Annotated in this window: 20 protein-coding genes; 5 read left to right on the top strand and 15 right to left on the bottom strand. The window is 42.8% G+C overall.

What is annotated here, in order from left to right:
* Positions 1–89: 89 nt before the first annotated feature.
* The 4 genes from FHW88_RS22440 to FHW88_RS22425 form a co-directional block, all read right to left on the bottom strand.
* On the bottom strand, positions 90–548 hold the full coding sequence (locus FHW88_RS22440) for a DUF3368 domain-containing protein (protein ID WP_176627972.1): 459 nt from the start codon (positions 546–548) through the stop codon (positions 90–92).
* Positions 541–774 carry a UPF0175 family protein gene (locus tag FHW88_RS22435; RefSeq protein WP_090529023.1) on the bottom strand — a complete coding sequence of 78 codons (234 nt, stop codon included), beginning with the start codon at positions 772–774 and terminating at the stop codon, positions 541–543. Before FHW88_RS22435 ends, FHW88_RS22440 begins: the two co-directional genes overlap by 8 nt.
* Positions 775–818: 44 nt before the next feature.
* Positions 819–1,202: a polymer-forming cytoskeletal protein gene (locus FHW88_RS22430; RefSeq protein WP_090529026.1), complete on the bottom strand. Its 384-nt coding sequence runs from the start codon at positions 1,200–1,202 to the stop codon at positions 819–821.
* A 115-nt stretch (positions 1,203–1,317) separates the two neighbouring features.
* Positions 1,318–2,184, bottom strand: coding sequence for a M23 family metallopeptidase (locus tag FHW88_RS22425; protein ID WP_176627971.1), 867 nt, complete (start codon positions 2,182–2,184; stop codon positions 1,318–1,320).
* 202 nt (positions 2,185–2,386) lie between these two features.
* On the opposite strand from FHW88_RS22425, the gene FHW88_RS22420 reads away from it, so the two are divergent.
* Entirely contained in the window at positions 2,387–2,797 is a 411-nt protein-coding gene (locus FHW88_RS22420; RefSeq protein WP_176628095.1) for a BrxA/BrxB family bacilliredoxin, read from the top strand.
* Between the two features lie 140 nt (positions 2,798–2,937).
* Here FHW88_RS22420 and FHW88_RS22415 read toward each other — a convergent pair whose 3' ends face one another.
* Positions 2,938–3,495, bottom strand: coding sequence for a hypothetical protein (locus tag FHW88_RS22415; RefSeq protein ID WP_091165595.1), 558 nt, complete (start codon positions 3,493–3,495; stop codon positions 2,938–2,940).
* Positions 3,496–3,573: 78 nt separating this feature from the next.
* Here FHW88_RS22415 and purD point away from each other — a divergent pair, with 78 nt between their 5' ends.
* Positions 3,574–4,848 carry a phosphoribosylamine--glycine ligase gene (purD, locus tag FHW88_RS22410; protein ID WP_176627970.1) on the top strand — a complete coding sequence of 425 codons (1,275 nt, stop codon included), beginning with the start codon at positions 3,574–3,576 and terminating at the stop codon, positions 4,846–4,848.
* 113 nt (positions 4,849–4,961) lie between these two features.
* Here purD and ispG read toward each other — a convergent pair whose 3' ends face one another.
* From ispG to FHW88_RS22375, 7 genes are all read right to left on the bottom strand, one after another.
* Positions 4,962–7,031 carry a (E)-4-hydroxy-3-methylbut-2-enyl-diphosphate synthase gene (gene ispG / locus FHW88_RS22405; RefSeq protein WP_176627969.1) on the bottom strand — a complete coding sequence of 690 codons (2,070 nt, stop codon included), beginning with the start codon at positions 7,029–7,031 and terminating at the stop codon, positions 4,962–4,964.
* A 77-nt stretch (positions 7,032–7,108) separates the two neighbouring features.
* Entirely contained in the window at positions 7,109–7,267 is a 159-nt protein-coding gene (locus tag FHW88_RS22400) for a DUF2683 family protein (RefSeq protein WP_176627968.1), read from the bottom strand.
* 16 nt (positions 7,268–7,283) lie between these two features.
* Positions 7,284–7,583 (bottom strand): type II toxin-antitoxin system RelE/ParE family toxin, encoded by a 300-nt coding sequence (locus FHW88_RS22395; protein WP_176627967.1) that lies wholly within the window; start codon positions 7,581–7,583, stop codon positions 7,284–7,286.
* On the bottom strand, positions 7,571–7,753 hold the full coding sequence (locus FHW88_RS22390; protein ID WP_091165582.1) for a hypothetical protein: 183 nt from the start codon (positions 7,751–7,753) through the stop codon (positions 7,571–7,573). The genes FHW88_RS22395 and FHW88_RS22390 overlap by 13 nt, the downstream gene beginning before the upstream one ends.
* A 48-nt stretch (positions 7,754–7,801) precedes the next feature.
* On the bottom strand, positions 7,802–8,413 hold the full coding sequence (locus FHW88_RS22385) for an RDD family protein (protein ID WP_176627966.1): 612 nt from the start codon (positions 8,411–8,413) through the stop codon (positions 7,802–7,804).
* 135 nt (positions 8,414–8,548) lie between these two features.
* Positions 8,549–9,547, bottom strand: coding sequence for an MBL fold metallo-hydrolase (locus FHW88_RS22380; protein ID WP_176627965.1), 999 nt, complete (start codon positions 9,545–9,547; stop codon positions 8,549–8,551).
* Positions 9,548–9,625: 78 nt separating this feature from the next.
* The gene (locus FHW88_RS22375) at positions 9,626–10,456 is read right to left on the bottom strand and encodes an alpha/beta hydrolase family protein (protein WP_176627964.1); all 831 of its coding nucleotides are present in this window, start codon (positions 10,454–10,456) and stop codon (positions 9,626–9,628) included.
* Between the two features lie 174 nt (positions 10,457–10,630).
* Between FHW88_RS22375 and FHW88_RS22370 the strand changes: the two genes are divergently transcribed.
* Together FHW88_RS22370 and FHW88_RS22365 are read left to right on the top strand one after the other, a co-directional pair.
* Complete coding sequence (locus tag FHW88_RS22370; protein WP_176627963.1) at positions 10,631–11,446, top strand: helix-turn-helix transcriptional regulator; 816 nt, start codon at positions 10,631–10,633, stop codon at positions 11,444–11,446.
* 79 nt (positions 11,447–11,525) lie between these two features.
* On the top strand, positions 11,526–11,996 hold the full coding sequence (locus FHW88_RS22365; RefSeq protein WP_090529058.1) for a YybH family protein: 471 nt from the start codon (positions 11,526–11,528) through the stop codon (positions 11,994–11,996).
* 351 nt (positions 11,997–12,347) lie between these two features.
* Here FHW88_RS22365 and FHW88_RS22360 read toward each other — a convergent pair whose 3' ends face one another.
* Together FHW88_RS22360 and FHW88_RS22355 are read right to left on the bottom strand one after the other, a co-directional pair.
* Positions 12,348–13,874 carry a carbon-nitrogen hydrolase family protein gene (locus FHW88_RS22360; protein WP_176627962.1) on the bottom strand — a complete coding sequence of 509 codons (1,527 nt, stop codon included), beginning with the start codon at positions 13,872–13,874 and terminating at the stop codon, positions 12,348–12,350.
* Between the two features lie 44 nt (positions 13,875–13,918).
* Complete coding sequence (locus tag FHW88_RS22355) at positions 13,919–14,305, bottom strand: MauE/DoxX family redox-associated membrane protein (protein WP_090529065.1); 387 nt, start codon at positions 14,303–14,305, stop codon at positions 13,919–13,921.
* 168 nt (positions 14,306–14,473) lie between these two features.
* Here FHW88_RS22355 and hemA point away from each other — a divergent pair, with 168 nt between their 5' ends.
* Positions 14,474–15,700, top strand: a complete 1,227-nt coding sequence (hemA, locus tag FHW88_RS22350) for a glutamyl-tRNA reductase (protein ID WP_090529068.1) — start codon at positions 14,474–14,476, stop codon at positions 15,698–15,700.
* 394 nt (positions 15,701–16,094) lie between these two features.
* Here the strand turns inward: hemA and FHW88_RS22345 are convergent, their stop codons facing one another.
* Positions 16,095–18,464, bottom strand: coding sequence for an ABC transporter permease (locus FHW88_RS22345; RefSeq protein ID WP_176627961.1), 2,370 nt, complete (start codon positions 18,462–18,464; stop codon positions 16,095–16,097).
* Positions 18,465–18,716: the final 252 nt, after the last annotated feature.

The raw sequence follows: 18,716 nt of genomic DNA, 5'->3' as shown, positions 1-18,716 counted from the left end.
ACTGATATCCTTGTGAAAATGAAATGTTTGGTTCACGCGCTTCGAGGATGTTCGATAAATGAGCCTGCGGCTTAAAAAGCTAACTGATATTAATTTTCCAAGTCTTTCAATATCCGTTCTAACAATAACGGGTCAATTCGAAAATTGGTTGACTTAATCAATTCAAAATAGGGCCTCAGTGACGGAATTTTATTTTGTTGTTTAGCGGCTATCAAAACACCCAGGGTACCAGTGAATTTGATATTAAGCTGACTTGCGAGTCGCCTGCCTTTAAAATCATCTACAATAAGTAAAGTATCTGGTATTTCTTGTGCTAAAGCTATAGCGCTTGCTTCACCTATATCAACCTGCAAACAGTAAACAGCAATTAATTGCGAATTTCTTACAGTCATTACCTGTATCCATTCGGGTAGGGGTTTTTTAAATTCAGCTGCAACTTCAGGCGTGGTTATGATATGATTATAAACGGATTGGAGAATATGCAGCGCCTGGATATTATCTAATAAAATCAAACAACTGGTATCGGTGATAACGGCGTATTCAACCATTGATCCGGGCTACATCCGCCAATATATCTTCGTAGTTGTATTGTATATAGTTAACGTTAAATTCAGCTAACACTGCCGGAAAATCAACCTTCTCCATTCCGCACATTTCAGCAGCCTGCCCTAACGATAATTTACCGGCTTCATATAACTTGGCGGCAAGAAAACGCACAGTTTCATCATGCTCTTTTTCAAGCGCATCAGGCACATTTAATGTCATCGTAGTCATAATATAAAGATAAGCATTTCTATATCAAAACAAAAACAAGGGGCTTATGCCTGCAACTGCTTTTGCACCTCTCCCTGCTGCATGGTCAGGTTGCCGTTATAAACTCCGCCATTTTCAACGGCCAGGTTCTGTGTTTTGATGTCGCCGGTTATACGGCCTGTAGCTTTTATTTCAAGCGAGGAGGTATTAATATCGCCCCTTACCGTGCCATAAACAAAGATCTCTTTAGTACTTATATTTCCCTTAACCTCTCCCTTTTCGCCCAGGATCAGGCCCTCATCAACCATTACATCGCCGTTAACCAATCCGTCGATCCGTACAAAAGCCGGGGCTTTCAGGTTACCTTCTAATACACTGCCTTCGCTAATGAGGGTAGAGATTGCCTGTAAATCAAGCGCAACCTTATCTTTTTTAGAAAAAATAGCCATGTTTTTGTGAGTTAAAGTCATAAGTCTATAGTCAAAAGTCTGAAGGCAAAAAATACACTGACCAACTATCCACTCCCGACTTAATACTTTGAACTTAAGACTTCGTACTTAGAACTTATTTATTCAGGGTTAAAAAATTTACCGGGTTAACCGGCTTCCCGTTTTTACGTACTTCATAATGCAAGTGCGCACCTGTTGAGTGCCCGGTTGAACCTACCTTGCCAATATTATCGCCAACCGTAACCTGCTGCCCTACCTTCACTTCAATTTTCGAAAGATGACCGTACAAGGTTTCCAGGTTGTTAATATGCTGAATCCGGACACATTTACCATAACCACCGGCCCATCCCGCAAAAACAACTTTGCCGCTCGCCGTACATTTTACTGCATCGCCACGGTTACCTTTAAAATCAATACCAGGGTGAAACTCGGCATGCTCCGAATCAAAAGGGTCGCTCCTGTAACCAAAAAATGAGGTAAACGAGCTGATCCTCGGATAGCCCATAGGGGTAAATGCAATGGTGCTTGTTAAATGTTTAAGATAATCGTCATACAGGCTGTAAGCTTCGGTATCGGGTAGCTTTACCCCTTCCCTGTTGCCATCGCCCCCGGTACCCTTTACAGTAAAACCTTTAAGGCCGCGCCTTTTTAAATACTCATTTATAGTTTTAAGTTTAACCTCGATAGATTGAATGTACGACTGGGCAGTACCCTGCGTATTTACCTCTGCTTTAACAACCGGCATGGTGCCTTTAAGTTTAGCTATCTGCGCCTGTAACTGTTGGTTTTCGGCCTCCTGCACAGCGCTTTTGTGATGCAGGTAAAACACCAAGCCACCAAGTACGGCAACAACAGCAGCTATGCTCCACGCGTAGTGTTTAAGCCTGTTAAGGTGCTTGGTTTTTATTTGTAATGATTTTGTATGCTGTTGATTTTTGTTGATGATAACAACAGTGCTAATATCAGGTGTTTTAAGTTTCATCAAATTCAAAATAAATTAGGGGTATGCAAGTTAAAAATTACTGTTAATAAAACAATATTAAATGTATGTAAACAGGTTATCAATGAAATAGCCTTCTACGTTAATCGTCAACCAATTGTTATTATTGAGTTTTTATAAACGTAAACCAAGTATCATTTCTTATTTTTGTAACACTGATTTTATTGTAAAGCAAAAAAAAATGATGTATCCGGAATATTTAGTAGCCCCGATGCGGGAAGATCTGACCAGGGTTGGTTTTGAAGAATTAAAAGATGCCGATGCTGTAAAAAACGCTATTGAAAGCGAAGGTACAGTATTTGTAATGGTTAACTCGGTATGTGGCTGTGCTGCGGCAAACGCGCGCCCGGCTGCTAAAATTGCCGCCACAAACGGCAAACATCCTGATAAACTGGTAACCGTTTTTGCAGGCATGGAAAAAGAAGCTGTTGATACCGCGCGTAACTATATGCTGCCTTACCCGCCATCGTCACCTGCCATGGCGCTGTTTAAAGATGGCAAGCTGGTGCATATGATTGAGCGCTACCAGATAGAAGGCCGCCCGGCACAAATGATTGCCGATAACCTGATTGACGCATTTGAACAATACTGCTAATTGAGCTGAAGGCCGAAGGCTTAAAGCAGAAAGCTAAAAAACATAAAAGAGCTGAGGGAAAATCCTTCAGCTCTTTTCGTTTGGTTCAAAATCCGGAATCAAAAATTCGATATCCTAAATCAAATCGATGTCGTTCTGCTTTATTTATCGTCGTCGTTTTTGTCCTCATCCTCTTCATCATCGTCAAAATCATCGAAGCTGCCCATGTCTTCGTCATCCTCATTAAATTCGCCAAAAAAGCGGTCTTCATCAAACATCAACTCTTCCATCTTTTCCTGTTCGGGCGTACTGGTGTCAAAGCGGATGGCCCAATTGTCGGGGATATCATAGCTTTTATCAAATCCCCTGATCCATTCTACAAAAACCAGGCGAAACTCCTCTACCTTTTCCCTCATCAACTGTACATAGTCCTCTTCATTAATTTTTACCATTGATGCAAAAGATACGGCATTAAACATATCCTGTACCGCAAGTTTAATGAGCACAGCATTTTGCATCCGCAGCGAATACAGGCTACCACCTTCGGCGCCGGCAATTTTTGCCTGGATAAGAGCGGCATTACTGCACATCTGTATGGCCAGATGTTCTTTCATGCTGTCTTCCTTTAATGATTCGGCAATTACATCCGCCAGGTCAAATAATTCCTGCGATTTTTGGTATACCGGGAGCTTTTCAAACTTTTCGAGTCTACGGGCCATGGGGTAAATTTACTACTTATAACACAAGTAGCCTCATATATAGTATTAAAGGCTTATTAAAAAAACTATCTTTGCCGCATGAACATTCTGATCCTTGGTTCGGGCGGAAGGGAAAGTGCCTTCGCCTGGAAAGTAGCCCAAAGCGCTCATTGCGACAAACTTTTTATTGCTCCCGGCAATGCCGGCACCACCCAATACGGTACAAACGTAAATATTAAAGTTACCGACTTTGAAGGCATTAAAGCACTTGTTTTAAAAGAGGATATCAACCTGGTATTGGTTGGCCCCGAAGAGCCCCTGGTAAAAGGCGTTCATGATTTTTTCCTGGCCGATGAGCAATTGAAAAACATCCCGGTTGTTGGTCCGCAGCAGGAAGGCGCACAATTGGAAGGCAGTAAAGATTTCTCCAAGCAGTTTATGGAAAGACATAACATCCCTACTGCTGCTTACAGAACTTTCACCAAAGATACCCTGCAGGATGGTCTTACTTATTTGGCTACTGCCGGTTTACCTGTGGTATTGAAAGCCGATGGACTTGCAGCCGGTAAAGGAGTACTGATTTGCCTTACTTTAGAGGAAGCCCAAACCGAACTTACTGCTATGCTGGCCGATGCTAAATTTGGCGAAGCGAGCTCACGTGTGGTTGTTGAACAATTTTTAACAGGCATTGAGCTCTCGGTTTTTGTGATGACCGATGGTAACAGCTATAAAATTTTACCCGAGGCTAAAGACTATAAACGTATTGGCGAAGGGGATACCGGCTTAAATACCGGTGGTATGGGCTCTATCTCTCCCGTTCCATTTGCCGATGCTGCCTATATGAAAAAGGTAGAGGAGCGCGTGATCACCCCTACCATTGAAGGTTTGAAGAAAGATGGCATCCCTTATAAAGGTTTTATTTTTATTGGCTTGATGAACAGCAATGGTGAACCCTGGGTTATTGAATACAACTGCCGTATGGGCGATCCGGAAACGGAAAGTGTGATGCGCCGTATAGATTCGGACTTTGTTGATTTGCTGTTAGGCGTTGCCGAAGGGAACCTGAACGAAAAAGAGATCATCATCAGCACTAAAACAGCGGCCACCGTAGTCATGGTTGCGGGCGGTTACCCAGGCGAATACCTGAAAAACAAGGTGATTACCGGTACCGAAAACGTGCGCGACTCGATCGTGTTCCACGCAGGCACTTCAATGGATGGCAATGATGTAATAACCACAGGCGGCCGTGTATTAGCTATTACTACCGTACAGGATAATATGTTCAGCGCCCTGCAACAGGCTACTGCCGATGCAAGCCGGATTTATTATGATGGCATGTACTTTAGGAAAGATATTGGCTTTGACCTTCTTTAAGAGGTCATTGGGGCATTAGTCATTAAGTCATTTTTTCTCGTCCCCTCAGGGTCCTCTGCGAGAGACCCTGAGGGGACTAATCCGGCAAATCAGTTTAATCCCGGTTCAGACAATTATTCTTGCACCGCGTCAATCCAATTGCCGTCGCCTTTAATAATATTGATAAGCTCATCAAGCGCATTGGCCGAACTGATGTTTTTCTTTACCGCTTCTTTACCACGGTAAAGGGTAATTTTATCAGTACCAGAGCCTACGTAACCGTAATCGGCATCAGCCATTTCACCGGGACCATTTACAATACAGCCCATGATGCCAATCTTTAACCCTTTAAGGTGACTGGTACGACTGCGGATCATTTGGGTAGTAACCATCAGATCGAACAAGGTACGCCCACAGCTTGGGCAAGAGATATATTCCGTTTTAGAAATCCTTGACCGGGTAGCCTGCAAAATACCAAAAGAAGTAGAAGTAATTACACTTGTAGGCAATTCAGGTGCATCTATCCAGATACCATCGCCAAAACCATCAACTAATAAAGCGCCGAGGTCAGTAGAGGCGTAGAGTTGGAGAAGAGTTTGTCCATGGTCCAAGGTCCATGGACTATGGACTTTCTCACTTTCGGACTTTTCGACTTCCGGACTTTCGGACTCAAAAATATAGCTTCTCTTCACTATCACCGGTACATCCAGACCCAGTTCTTCCATCTTGAAGAAGAACGAACGTTGCTCGGCCATGCCGTGTAAAGCATCTGTTTCAAGTACCAACACCAGCGACTTATCCAGTTGAATTGATCCGAAATCTTCCGAATCAATATCAGCAGGTTTTAAATGTACAAGGTTCAGTTTTGATGAACGATCGACATCGCCAATATATTCCTGTAAAGTAAATACCGGGTGGCAGTTGGTTTTATCGGCCAGTTTAAGCCAGGTATTATAATTATATAGTTGTTTTAAGTTGCCCGGTAAGGTAAATGAAGGTAATTCATCCGCCAGGTAAACAAAATCAACCGATTGCTCGGCCATGTTATATTTATCCAGCAGCGGCGAGTACAGGTAGCCCGCCTCGTTCAATACCGCCGGGTCTTTCAGGTTCTTTTTAGATAGGTCGACAACAACCCGCGGCACCAAATGCCCGCCTATGAAAGCGTTGGCCTCGTAGGTTTCACGTTTTTTATATTCGTAGGGGTTGTGTTTTGAAGGTAAAAGGTCAAAGGTTAAAGGCGAAAGGTTTTTAACTTCCGTAGCTACCTTTTGCCTTTCACCTTTCGCCTTTTCCCTCATAGTGTAACGTCGAACCAACTCAATAGCAACCGGTGCTTCCGCTTCGGGCTCTTCGGTAAGGGATACACGTACGGTATCGCCAAGGCCATCTTCCAACAAGGTGCCTATGCCCACGGCAGATTTGATACGCCCGTCTTCGCCATCACCGGCCTCGGTTACGCCAAGGTGCAGCGGATAGTTCATGCCCTCGGCAACCATGGTTTCAACCAACAGGCGGTAAGCTTGTACCATTACCTGTGGATTGCTCGATTTCATGGAGATCACGAGGTTATAAAAATTCAACTGCTCGCACATCCGCATAAATTCCATTGCCGATTCAACCATGCCCTGCGGGGTATCGCCATAACGGCTCATGATCCTGTCGCTCAGTGAACCATGGTTGGTACCTATGCGCATAGCGGTACCATATTCTTTACAAACTTTTACAAGCGGCGTAAATTTCTGAAAGATGCGTTCCAGTTCGCCCTGGTATTCCAGGTCGGTATAATCTATCTGGTCGAATTTCTTTTTATCGGCGTAGTTGCCGGGGTTTACACGCACTTTTTCAACTATGCGGGCAGCAACCTCGGCAGCATTTGGGGTAAAGTGGATATCAGCAACCAAAGGCACCATGTAGCCACGGGCGCGAAGCTGCTTTTTAATTTCGGCCAGGTTTTGGGCCTCTTTGATGCTGGGCGCGGTGATGCGCACATACTCGCAACCCGCATCAACCATGCGGATGGACTGCTCAACCGTACCAATGGTATCCATGGTATCGGTAGTGGTCATGCTTTGGATCCGGATTGGATTATTCCCACCCATAGGCACGTCGCCAATATTAACCTCGCGGGTAACAAAGCGTGAATATTCGGTTAACGAGTTACAATAACGGCCGGGCAGCACTTTAACAGCATCAGTATTCATCAATGATGGAAATTAGATCACAAAAATACGAAAGTTGTTTGATGGGAGGAAGTTGTAATGTTTAAAGGAGGGAAAGATTAGGTCAACGACCTTTCGCTATAATCATCTTTTACTTTATCAACTTTTTGTTTTTTTAGTGACTTTTTAATATCGAATGAAATGTTAAAAGCTTTGAACAGCTTTTTTAAAGCATCTAATTGCTCTTTATTTTCCGGATGTGCAATTAATGATTTCATAATCAACTAACGTTTTTCATAGCTCGATATCCAGCAATCTTGCTCCGTGTACAATTCTAAGCACATTAATATTTTTATCATCAACTATTTGGTAGATGATTCTATACTTGTTTAATAATAATTCCCTGATTGATCTATCTGCTATCTCTGGTACAAACTTTCCTGATGTAGGATATTTATAAAGCTGATCGATCTTGTCAAATATTTTATTGATAAAATTTCTGGCAATTAACTCAGAATCTTGCGATATATATGTTTCTATATCTAATAAATCGTCATAAGCAGATTCAGTGATAACAATGTTTACTTGCTCCACTTATCTGCGAATTTCCTTTTTACATCCTTATAGTCCATTACCTTGCCTTCTTTAACGTCCTGCAAACCCTTCTCAACTTTTTCAACAAATAAAAGGCGCTCAATCAGTTTTTCAGTATCAAATTCATCTTCAAATGAATCAAGGGTTTCAAGTACTGTGGTCTTTTTCATCTGACTTTAATTATATAGCTAATATACAGAATTCTGTAAACAAAACGCTCACACCAACCTATCCTTAATTACCAGTGTCCCCGCTATCATATCATGTAAACATTGCTGCTGTTTATTAAAAAAAGCCATCAGGTAGCCTATAAAAAAGGTTAGTACCGAAAATATTTTGGCCAGGTTACGGCCAATGGCTTTGCCAACACTGATCCTGTTTCCGTCCATATCAACTACTTTTATTTTGAGCATTTGTTTACCATAAGTAGCCTGCTTAACCGAGCTTTCCATTACCACATGATAAATAAATTTGCCTATGGGCGTAAAAGCGACAATGCTAATAGAGGTATATATCCGCGCCTGCTTATCCGTAATGAACAGGAACACCGCCATGGCTGCCAGTAAAACAAATACGCCGAACAGGATAAACCAGTCGAGCGCCGAGGCCAGCCAGCGCTGGTCAAAACTGCCGTAGTATTGCATGAGCAACTTAGGGCGGGCAAAGCCGAACAGTTCCCTTAATTCGGCAATTTCCTGAGCCTCTTTATAATCTACCATATCGTCGGTTTTAACAAAATCGCCGGGTTTGATGCCGCGGGTTTTGAGCTCGGGAATGGTAAATGGACCTTCGGGTTTACCATTAATGACTAATATATAAGATTGGGACATGGATTATAAACTATAACGTCATTGCGAGGCACGAAGCAATCCCCCAATTAGCAGATCGGCCCTGTATAGTTCGCGATTGCTTCGTACCTCGCAATGACGGGGGTGAAGTATTAATAAAGGATTGTGATTTGCCCTCTAAGATAAATATTCCTTCCACCAATCAGAATTATAGGCACCTTTTACTTCGGTTGGCTCACCGGGTTTGGGTACAAATAAATCGATGTGTTTTTGGTTTGCCATAGCGGTTAGCCATTCAATAGGCTCGTACCAGGCATGCGGGGCCAGGTTAAACGTACCGTAATGGATGGGCATCATCAATTTGCCTTTCAGATCGAGATGCGCATTTGAAGCATTATCAGGCCCCATATGAATATCCGGCCAGAATTTTCCGTAAGCACCTATCTCCAGCATAGTCAAATCAAACGGACCAAAAGCCTCTCCTATCGCCTTAAATTCGGGCGAGTAACCCGAATCGGCACCAAAGTAAATATTATGCTGCGGACCTTTGATCACGAATGATGACCAGAGTGTTTCATTCCGTCCGGTAATTCCCCTGCCCGAAAAATGGCGTGAGGGTGTTGCCGTAAGTACAATTTCATTGCCAATCATGGCGCTGTCGCCCCAATCCATTTCAGTAATAAAGTTGGCGGCCATGCCCCAGTTGGTTAAATACTGCGCTACCCCTATCGAACAGAAAAAAGGGATGTTCTTATCCGCAAAAAACTTAATGGTAGCCTTATCCAGATGGTCGTAATGATCGTGCGACTGGATCACGGCATCCAGCGGAGGCAGATCATCCAAAGCTATCGGCGGCTGAAAAAACCGCTTCGGCCCAAATGATTGCGAAAATGAAACCCTCTCGCTCCAAACCGGGTCGGTAAGGATGCGTTTGCCATCAATTTCAATCAGGATGCTGGAATGGCCAACCCAGGTAATGCGCAAGCCCGATGCCGGCGGAGTACCGTAAACCGATAGATCTGTTTTAAAAGGGCCTAAAGTTTTCTTAGGCGTATTTTCGGCCTTGTTGTTCATGTACTCCCTTAAAATGGGAATCATTTTACCAAAGCCGGCTTCATCGGTAGGTATGGTATTGAGATATTTTCGTCCTCTTTTTCGCGATGCGGGTAAACTCATAACAGCAATTATAGTACTTATATCAGGTATGATATAACTAACGCAAAAAAGTTACGAATGGTTGAAGCGGCTCAGCCTTTATTTACTTAAGAATGATATTGCCGTATTACAAAACTCAACAAGCGGGGCCGGCAAAGCATCTCCGGTAAAAGGGTGTTCGCCACCAAAAGTATGATCTGCGCCTTTTTGCACTATGTATTCCGCAGCAGGATTAGCTTCATGCAATTGCAGGGAATGGCTTACAGGTACCGTAGGATCGGCATCACCATGAACAATGAGCCATGGCTGTTTTATTAAACCTGCCTGCCTGATGATATCCAGCCTCAGCGGGTGATTGTCAAGATCATCTAACAGGGATGATTTAACAGGCATTTGCTGGCCGGTACGCTTATTTTCAAAGTAAAAAACGCTCTGTAAACGCCACTGCTGTTCTATTTGTTTAGGCCACAGGTTCCGGAAACCGGATATCGAGGCCATAGTTACCAGCTTTTTGATCCGGCTATCTTCGACCGTTTTGATAATACTTACACCACCGCCCATGCTATGTCCAATGAGGTATACACCATTAGCCATAGGCATACTGGCCCCGCTGCAAGCAAAATCAATGATGGTATCCAAATCTTCCAGTTCAATAGAGACGGTATTATCGGCAAAGGCTGTCAGATCGGCAAAATCTAAGGGGCTGGCAGGCGTTGTGCCATTGTGCGAAAAGTTAAATTTCAGGAAACGAAAACCCTTTTCGGCAAAGTACCGGGCTAACAGATCATGCGTGCCCCAATCTTTAAATCCTTTAAAACCATGGGCAAAAATTACCAGTGGCGTATTTTTAAAAACATCGTCGTAGGTAACATCGATAAGCATTGGCCGCCCTTTAGCGCCGGGAAGGGTAAAATTATCTTTCCTGATCATGGAGGCTAATTTAGTATTAAAGGCCGAAAATATTATTGAAATAAGTAAGTGCAATTGAACTGAAGCCTTCTCTTCCCGTCCCCTTTCCGGCCTTTCGTAGATTTTATTTAAACCTGAAAAGCAAAATCATCCAAACAGTTATATTAAATTTGATTATATTAGATTGCAGTTGACATGCGCTATACCGAATATCGTCCTAATGGCATACTAAAAGATTTCATACAATGTTATTTTGTGTGCGAAACAGATATTCCTGTTATGACTGATGACAAGGTGTTTGCTACCGGCGCTGTCGAAATCTTATTCAACCTTGGGGCAGATGGCCCGCAACAAATAAAAAACGGCGATTTTGTAACTCAGCCCGACATTCAATTGTGGGGGCAAACTATACAGCCATTTACATTTACATCATACGGTAAGCACTGTATGTTTGGAGTGCGTTTTTTCACCCATACCGCCGCCTGCTTTTTTAATGAGCAGATAGAAGAATTTAATGACCGGGTCATTGATTTCAAAGAGCTGGGGGGAAAGGAAGCTGCTTTGTTACATTTGAGATTAATGGAGGCCAAAACGCCGGACCGGAGAATAGATTTAGTGGAGGAATTTCTGATGAAAAGGTTGTTAGTATCAGGGCCTAAATTCAGCAGGCTAAAGCTGGTTAACAACATCATGCTTGACTTAAGCCGAGCGGATTTTCTGGAGAATATCAATACAGTGGCAGCTAAATACGGTCTTTCCTCCCGGTACCTTCAGAAAATATTTTTAAACTATTCCGGGCTGAGCCCGAACTTGTACACTAAAATAGCACGGTTTCAAAAAAGCCTTTACCGGGTTGCCGAAAACAAACTATCGCTCACCTCTATCGCTTATGAGTGCGGGTACTTTGATCAGTCGCATTTTATAAAGGATTTTAAATTCTTCACTGGGTCGCCCCCTTCCCGGTTTTCGCCCGAAAGTTCAACCGATTTTTCTGCCGCGCTCAATAATTAAGCTGTTCCGATTTTTACAATTTTGGTCCATTTTAAGGATATAGTTTCGCTTTAGTTATTCATTCAATATTTAAAGGATCATGAAACAAAAAACCTTAACTGCAGCAATTATATGCCTGTGTCTTTTCTTAACGTACAAAAGCAGCATCGCCCAGGCAAATAATCCCGGCTTACAGCAGATCAAAAGCTCAATTCAAAAAATAAATACACTTTATTATGAGCTGTTTGCAAAAAGTGACGCCTCAATCATAAACCTGTATACTGATGATGCTATATTATTGGCGCCAAATATGCTGCCTATAAATGGCAAAAATGCACTGAAAAAGGATTTCGAGGATACCTTTGTTGCAGGAAAAGTGAAAGGTGTTAAATTCCAAACGGGCAATATCTATGGCGATGGTAAAGCTTACATTACCGAAGAAGGCACCTGGCAGGTTTTTGACCCAAATGGTAAAGTTCTTGATGATGGGAAGTATTTAAAATTGTGGAAACTCACGAAAGCCGGCTGGAAAATATTCAGGGATTCTTTTAACAGCAACCACAAAATTTAAAACATTCCAGTCCCATCACGGTCTCTCGCAGTTTAAGTTTATCCATAAAATCAATAGTCAAATTGGGTAATCTTGATAAGTTGAACCCCTCTGGGGTTCGGGTATAGGGTGTGATGTTATTTCTACAAACCTTTTCCCCCTCTGGGGGATTTTTACAATTTAATAAACATGTATTAATCGCCCAAGGACAGATGCACCAGAGGTGCAAAAGGTTTGTAGCTCGTAAAGTTATAAAATACCCTTTGCCCCAGAGGGGCAAAACACGACGACTTGCTGTTTAAACGACAAGCAATTTTGTGGATAAACTTAAACTCGCAGAGGCATTGATGGAACAACTAAGGGGGACAATCCCTACACCCTCTTCCCATTAAAAGTAATGTTATACAAATCCGTGCGCCTGTCTTTGATATTTTGCACGCTGCCGTACTCATGCAGCTCATCCAGCAACGACAGGTCAACATCGGCAATAACAATCATTTCGGTGTTTGGCGTAGCTTCAGATTGGATCCCGTTAGTCGGGAAACCAAAATCTGAAGGTGTAAACACCGCCGACTGTGCATAGCTGATACCCATATTATTTACATTAGGCAGGTTGCCTACACAACCCGCTATAGCGACATAGCATTCGTTTTCCACCGCACGGGCCTGGGCGCAAAACTTAACCCGGTTGTAACCGTTTTGCGTATCGGTAAGGAAAGGTACAAACAGGATCTGCATATCCTGACCGGCCAAAATGCGTGACAGTTCCGGAAACTCTACATCATAACAAATCAGGATGCCAACTTTGCCGCAATCGGTATCAAAAACTTTCACCTCATCGCCGCCGCGCATTCCCCATGAGCTAATCTCGGCCGGGGTTGGGTGAATTTTGTATACCTCTTCCATGCTGCCGTTCCGCCTGAACAGATAGGAAACGTTATATAACGACTCCTCAAAAATATAAGGCATACTGCCCGCAATGATGTTTACATTATAGGATACCGCCAGTTTTGAAAACTCCTCGATAATGGGCTGGGTATATTTGGCCAGTTCGCGCATGGCCTTGGCCGAATCCATATGGTTATAATCGGACATGAGCGGTGTATTGAACAGCTCGGGGAACAGGATAAAATCGGCCTGGTAATCGCTCACCGCATCAACAAAATATTCGGCATGCTTCATCAGCTCACTGATATTACTGTACGAACGCATCTGCCATTGTACCAGGCCAATACGTACTACTGTTTTATGATTGATAACATCGCTTACTTCCTCGTAATACACGTTGTTCCACTCAATAAGTGTAGCAAAACCTTTTGAGCGGCTATCCTCGGGCAGGTAGTTACGCAATACCTTGCGCACGTGAAAATCATTTGACAGCTGAAATGATAATGTTGGATCATAGATCTCCTTATACTTTACCTTATCAATATACTGACGCGGCGTAAGCTCGTTCTGAAATTTTTGATAGTTGGGGATACGCCCGCCGGCAATAATACTTTTCAGGTTCAACTTTTCGCAAAGGGCCTTGCGGGCATCGTACAACCTCCGTGCAAGTCGCAAGCCGCGATATTTAGGATGGATAAACACATCAATACCGTACAGTACATCCCCTTTGTCATTATGGGTTTTAAAGGTACTGTCGCCGGTAATTTGCTTGTAGGTGTGGTTATCGCCAAATTTTTGGTAATCGACTATAATAGCCAGTGCACAGCCAACAACCGTATCGTTAACGGTAATGCAGATCTGCCCTTCGGGGAATATTTTGATGAGCCGGCGAATAGAATTGGCATCCCAATAGTCCTCGTCCATATCCATATAGGCCGATTTCATTGATTTTTTTAGCTCTTGGTAGTCCTGTACTTCCAGGTTGCGCATTTCAATACTTTGCAGATCCATATTTTTATTTTGCTTCGATAGCAACAGCCAAACGCTGTTTTGGTTTAGGCTTTTTTAGTATCGGTTGTGTGCCACCAGGCCCAGTAGATCAGCACAAACTGCAGGAATAGGCGCAGCCATGCTAAAAAAGGTGTAACCGTTATGGAATTTAACTTCATTGGCGCTTTAAATGCCATGCTCACGTGGATCTGCAAAAAGGCAATCAACATTAAAACAATTCCCCAGGCAGCCCAGTACCGTGTTTTGGATGGTATAAGTAACAACCCTAATGAAATTTCGGCAATCCCGGCAAGGAGGTTAACAGTCTCTGGGTAAAGCAGGTTATTGGGCATTACGGCGTAGTAAAAGCCCGGATCGCGGAAGTGATTAAGGCCTGCAAGCACGTAAAACGCCACGAGTATTACCAGGCTTATTTTTTTATACTTATCCATGTTTTAATTTACAAATATTTTGTGATACGCATTGCAAAACAGTTTAAATACTGCAAAACAAGCCGTTTTTGCAATTTATAACCATTCCAAATAAGCCTGTTTGACAAAGTGTTGACATTGGATGTGCCGAATAGTGATACTTTTGTTCGGTCAAATTTTAAAACTGCTTTGAAGTATCTAAAGGTAATAGCTTTTACGCACAAACAGATTGAACTGAAGGAATTGGGTAGATTGGTGGTTTGCCAGGAAAATCTGACAGATAAACTTGCACAGGTTAAAAAGCAGTTCAATATCCCGGAGATCTTCTACCTGGCTACCTGTAACCGTGTGGAATTTGTAATGACAACCCCACAATCTGTTGACAAAGATTTTGCCAAAAAATTCATAGAAGCCTTTAACACAGAGCTTTGCCATGATTCACTGAGTACTTTTATGGATAGCGCGTCTATTTATGAAGACCAGGAAGCCATGGTGCACTTATTGCGCACTTCATGTTCGCTGGAGAGTTTGATCGTGGGCGAAAAGGAGATCCTGGCCCAGTTACGCAAAGCATATGAACATTGCAAAGAGGCCGGCCTAACCGGCGATGCCATGCGCATGATCATGAACTGCGTGGTAAAAACAGCCAAGGAAGTTTATACGCATACCAACATCTCCAAAAACCCAATCTCGGTAGTATCGCTGGCTTACCGCAAGCTTAAAGACCTTAATCTTTGTTCAAATGCCCGTGTATTGATCATCGGCGCAGGCGAAACTAACCGTAACATTTCCAAATATCTTCAAAAACATAAATTTTCAAACTTCGCGGTATTTAACCGTACCGTGGCCAATGCCGAAAAATTAGCTGCCGATTTGGGCGGAGAAGCGTTTGACCTCGAAGCTTTGAAAAGCTATAAAAAAGGTTTTGATGCCATTATCACCTGCACATCGGCAGTTGAGCCAATCATCACTACCGAAATTTACCAATCGCTGCTCAACGGCGAAACCGGCAGGAAAACCATTGTCGATCTTGCCATCCCTAATGATACCGCTCCCGAAGTGCTGGAGCAATTCCCGGTTAACTTTATCGAAGTGCACTCGCTTAACGAAGTTGCCAAAAAGAACCTGCAGGAACGTTACCACGAACTGGTACACGCCGAAGCTATCATTGAGCAAAACATTGCCGAATTTGTACAGCAGCTTAAACAGCGCCGTATTGAGGTAGCTATGCGCCAGGTACCCGAAAAAATCAAGGAGATCCGCAATACCGCCATCAACTCGGTTTTTGCCGATGAAGTACAGGGCCTGGACGAGCAATCGCGAGAGATCCTGGAAAAGGTGATCAACTACATGGAGAAAAAATATATCAGCGTACCCATGGTTATGGCGAAAGATATATTGATCAATGAAAACTAAAACTTTCTGAATCAGAATTTACGGGATTTGAGGATTGACAGAATGCTTGCTTTTGTCTGAAACCGAATTTCTTTAATTTAAGAATTGATCAAATGCAAATCTGATACTAGTCGAAGTGTAGCGGAGCGTAACTTCGTCCTGAAATGAGTTAAGCTTTCAGCTTAACCGAACACCATATCATCAGCATGCAAAATATCAAATGTATGCTGCAAACTGTTTACTCATAACTGCCAACTGGATATGGGCGTTACCTCCGGTCCGGGCTGTATACTCATACGCCTGCAGGCTTTACGCTCGCTGGCCGGTATCCGCTCCCATCCCTAACGCAGGTATTTTTCGTTAAACCTATTTGGCTATTATTGGGGCTTATTTCCCTTATAAAACAAACATTCAATCATTCCGTCCTCAAACTCTTTATCGGGTTAACTGTCGCGGCTTTTACAGATTCATAACTAACCGTAATCCAGGCTATTCCCAATGCAGCTACAGAGGCAATAAAGAACACCAGCCAGCCAGCATTGATATGATAAGCAAAACCCGACAGCCAGCTGTTAACCGCATACCATGAAAGTGGGATAGCGATAACTATAGCTATCAAAATGAGCCTGGTGATACCTGATGACAGTAAGTAAACCAGGTTTACTACCGACGCCCCTAACACTTTGCGTACGCCAATCTCCTTGGTACGCTGCTCGGCCATAAATGCTGATAAACCATATAAACCCAGGCACGAAATAAAGATTCCCAAAGCGGCAAAAAGATTAAAAATATTGCCCATTTGTTGTTCGCCTTTGTAAAGTTTGGATAACTCCTGGTCAATAAAATCAAATTTGAAGGGATAAGCCGGATTGAGCGCCTGGCTCATAGCCGCCAGTGCCTTTATTGTAGCATTAATTTTTCCGGGCAAGGTCCTGATCACCACATAACCGCCTATTTTATTGAAAGGTATAACCAACGGCTCAATGCTTTGCTGAACGGGCTTAAAATTAAAGTCTTTTATAACCCCTACAATAATACCCTTGTTACCCCAAACCGCTAATGGCTTGCCTATTGCAGTACTGGCGGTAAGGCCCATTACGCTGGCCATTTTTTCGTTGATCATGTAATTATTCGAGTCGGTTTTAAAAGCTGTCGAAAAGCTACGGCCGGCGGCTAACTTCATTTTGAATGTTCGCGTAAAATCTTCGTCAGCCGCCATTACCGGGATAGACAATTGCGAACGTGGGTCCTTACCGCTCCACTGCACATTAAGTGTCCAGCCGCCAAGTTCAGTTGGCAAATCTGTAATCGTTGTAAAATCGCTCGTCAGCGAGGTTTGCCTTAACATGTTTTTCAAAGCCTCCTGCTTATGCCAGATCTCGCCCGTCATTGGCACGTATAAAAGATTGGCTTTCTCGAAACCGGGATTCCTGTCCCTGATAAATTTAAGCTGATTATAGATCACCACCGTACCCACTAACAATACAATGGAAACCATAAACTGAACTACAACTAAAGCATTACGGAACAGCAAATTGCCTCCCATTGATTTCACGTTACCCTTAAGCACTTTAACCGGGTTAAAACCAGAGAGAAATAAGGCAGGATAACTTCCCGAGATAAGACCAGTTATTAAAGCAATACCGGTAAGACTTAACCAAAGCCTGGCATCCGACAGATCAATAACAAGTTTCCTGTTAGCCAGATCATTAAACACTGGTAAAAACATCCGAACGATAACAAGCGCAAGCAATAGGGAAAGGAAAGAGATAAATACCGACTCGCTTAAAAACTGGATAACCAATTGCCCGCGAACAGCACCCGCTACCTTACGTAAGCCTATTTCTTTAGCCCTGCGTGCCGAGCGTGCAGTAGCCAGGTTCATGAAATTGATGCAGGCCACAATCAATATCAATATGGCGATCGCAAAAAAGATGCTTACATACTGCGCATTCCCATGCCCCGGCGAATCTCCCAATCTTTCAGGGTCAAGGTGTATTTTGGTTAAAGGCTGTAATTTGAAGGCAGCCTTGGTATCGAGACTGTGTTTGTGAAAAATCTGCCCGATTTGCGTTTCCAATTTGGCAACGTTAGCAGCGGAAGGGTCAAAACTTTTATCGAACTGTACGTAACCAAAAAAATTAAAATTATCCCAGATATTATTTTTTAGATCATTATTGGTTTGTGCTATTAAAGCCATAGGAAGCAGGATGTCAAATTGCAGATCGGAGTTAGCCGGGATATTGGCCATAACGCCTGTTACTACCAGATTTTCCTTATTATCTTTCCTTATCACTTTTCCTATGGGATCTTCTTTTCCGAAGTATTTTGTGGCGATATCTTCTGTTATTAAAACACCATTTGCCTGATTTAAAGCAGTAGCGCGGTCGCCTTTTATTAATGGATATGAAAACATGTCCATAAAATTGGGATCGGCATAAAACACATGTTCTTCCTGAAATTTCCGGTTACTTATTTCGAATAAAACAGATGGAAAACCGGGATATAAACGGGCTACATTTTTAACCGCAGGGATCTCCGATTTTAATCCAAAAGGCATCCCGGCCGAACTTGCCGCGGTTTTAGAATCACCAAAATCGCTGTCGATTCGATAGATCTGCCCGGCATTTTTATGGAACTTATCATAGCTCAATTCATTTTGCACCCAAAGCAAAATCAGGATACTTGAAGCAAGGCCTATCGCCAAACCCGATATATTGATAATGGAGTAAGCTTTATCCTTTATGACATTCCGGTAAGCCAGTTTAAAATATGTTTTGAACATGGGTATATTGATTGTAGAAGTTGTTGAACTTAAAACATTATTTAATATACAGGCATTATCTAAAACCCATGCCATTAATATAAATCATTGATAATTAAAACATTAATATCAATTTATTTATAACACCCGTTCGGAAACGTTACAACAAGTGTGCGCTTTTGCCGGGCATTACTACCCTGCGATAGAGCCCATCAAATTACGTTCCATCAGGGTCTCTCGTAGAGGACCCTGATGTCTTCGCCAAGCAGGTAC

Source organism: Mucilaginibacter sp. SG538B (assembly GCF_013376065.1).
In the GTDB taxonomy this organism is placed as follows: domain Bacteria; phylum Bacteroidota; class Bacteroidia; order Sphingobacteriales; family Sphingobacteriaceae; genus Mucilaginibacter; species Mucilaginibacter rubeus.
Note: the sequence above shows the minus strand (reverse complement) of the source record. Positions and strands in the feature narration are given on the sequence as shown.

Coding starts and splice junctions, on each gene's coding strand:
- FHW88_RS22440 (WP_176627972.1), bottom strand. CDS start 548: ATGGTTGAATACGCCGTTATCACCGATACCAGTTGTTTGATTTTATTA.
- FHW88_RS22435 (WP_090529023.1), bottom strand. CDS start 774: ATGACTACGATGACATTAAATGTGCCTGATGCGCTTGAAAAAGAGCAT.
- FHW88_RS22430 (WP_090529026.1), bottom strand. CDS start 1,202: ATGGCTATTTTTTCTAAAAAAGATAAGGTTGCGCTTGATTTACAGGCA.
- FHW88_RS22425 (WP_176627971.1), bottom strand. CDS start 2,184: ATGAAACTTAAAACACCTGATATTAGCACTGTTGTTATCATCAACAAA.
- FHW88_RS22420 (WP_176628095.1), top strand. CDS start 2,387: ATGTATCCGGAATATTTAGTAGCCCCGATGCGGGAAGATCTGACCAGG.
- FHW88_RS22415 (WP_091165595.1), bottom strand. CDS start 3,495: ATGGCCCGTAGACTCGAAAAGTTTGAAAAGCTCCCGGTATACCAAAAA.
- purD (WP_176627970.1), top strand. CDS start 3,574: ATGAACATTCTGATCCTTGGTTCGGGCGGAAGGGAAAGTGCCTTCGCC.
- ispG (WP_176627969.1), bottom strand. CDS start 7,031: ATGAATACTGATGCTGTTAAAGTGCTGCCCGGCCGTTATTGTAACTCG.
- FHW88_RS22400 (WP_176627968.1), bottom strand. CDS start 7,267: ATGAAATCATTAATTGCACATCCGGAAAATAAAGAGCAATTAGATGCT.
- FHW88_RS22390 (WP_091165582.1), bottom strand. CDS start 7,753: ATGAAAAAGACCACAGTACTTGAAACCCTTGATTCATTTGAAGATGAA.
- FHW88_RS22385 (WP_176627966.1), bottom strand. CDS start 8,413: ATGTCCCAATCTTATATATTAGTCATTAATGGTAAACCCGAAGGTCCA.
- FHW88_RS22380 (WP_176627965.1), bottom strand. CDS start 9,547: ATGAGTTTACCCGCATCGCGAAAAAGAGGACGAAAATATCTCAATACC.
- FHW88_RS22375 (WP_176627964.1), bottom strand. CDS start 10,456: ATGATCAGGAAAGATAATTTTACCCTTCCCGGCGCTAAAGGGCGGCCA.
- FHW88_RS22370 (WP_176627963.1), top strand. CDS start 10,631: ATGCGCTATACCGAATATCGTCCTAATGGCATACTAAAAGATTTCATA.
- FHW88_RS22365 (WP_090529058.1), top strand. CDS start 11,526: ATGAAACAAAAAACCTTAACTGCAGCAATTATATGCCTGTGTCTTTTC.
- FHW88_RS22360 (WP_176627962.1), bottom strand. CDS start 13,874: ATGGATCTGCAAAGTATTGAAATGCGCAACCTGGAAGTACAGGACTAC.
- FHW88_RS22355 (WP_090529065.1), bottom strand. CDS start 14,305: ATGGATAAGTATAAAAAAATAAGCCTGGTAATACTCGTGGCGTTTTAC.
- FHW88_RS22345 (WP_176627961.1), bottom strand. CDS start 18,464: ATGTTCAAAACATATTTTAAACTGGCTTACCGGAATGTCATAAAGGAT.